We start from the raw sequence: 766 nt of genomic DNA, 5'->3' as shown, positions 1-766 counted from the left end.
AATCTGATGGGCATTCCATGCGAATCTACAGCTACGTGTATCTTGGTGTTTATACCTCCTTTGGTTCTCCCCGCATCCTCGGTTCCCCCAGGTGCACCCATGCCATGCTAGTGTACCTTGATGTGGCTGGCGTCGAGCATGACCCATTCCAGGTCTGGGCAGTCCGAGAAGCTTGAGGCCAGCTTTTCCCAAAAGCCTGCTTTTGCAAGCCTTCGGAATCTGACGAAAATACTGTTCCAGTTTCCATAATCTGGAGGGAGATCTCGCCAAGGCGCACCCGAACGAATGATCCACGCAACAGCGTTGAAAAAGCGTCTGTTGTCTCCGGTAGGGCGACCGCGCTTCCCCGTTCCATTGGGGAAGAAGGGAGCAATCTTGCACCAAAGTTCGTCAGTGATGTCATGGCGTTGATAGGCTTTGACTGTATCCATACTGTAGACCGCTCTGGTAAACTGGAGTGATACAGTATGAAATATAACCTCTTATGGCAAAATCGAAGTCAGATTGGCTGATTTTTGATTTTGTCAACACGACCTAAGGTCGTGTTGACAAATTCAGCCCATGGCTGACTTTGCCATGGTGGTTAATAATTCGTACAGTCCATATATTTGGCAGGAGGGCCACCGTATGGACGTCACAGTTCACCACCGTCATGATATATCAGCGATGAACTTTGGGCCAAGATCGAACCCGAATTCCCCAACAGCAACGGCAAACGAGGTCGCCCTGTTGGAGACAACAGGCGCTTTTTCAATGGCGTCCTGTG

Annotated in this window: 1 protein-coding gene; it reads right to left on the bottom strand. The window is 50.1% G+C overall.

Translation table 11 applies throughout. The annotated features are described in order from the left end of the window. Positions 1-107 precede the first annotated feature (107 nt). A complete protein-coding gene (locus B5F76_RS14345; protein WP_087355767.1) occupies positions 108-431 on the bottom strand; it encodes an IS5 family transposase in 324 nt (107 codons plus the stop codon). Positions 432-766 lie beyond the last annotated feature (335 nt).

The sequence above is a fragment of the Desulfovibrio sp. An276 genome, assembly GCF_002159665.1.
Lineage (GTDB): Bacteria > Desulfobacterota > Desulfovibrionia > Desulfovibrionales > Desulfovibrionaceae > Desulfovibrio > Desulfovibrio faecigallinarum.
Note: the sequence above shows the minus strand (reverse complement) of the source record. Positions and strands in the feature narration are given on the sequence as shown.

Bases quoted from the DNA above. Each gene is read 5' to 3' on its own strand.
- B5F76_RS14345 (WP_087355767.1), bottom strand. From the start codon at position 431: ATGGATACAGTCAAAGCCTATCAACGCCATGACATCACTGACGAACTT.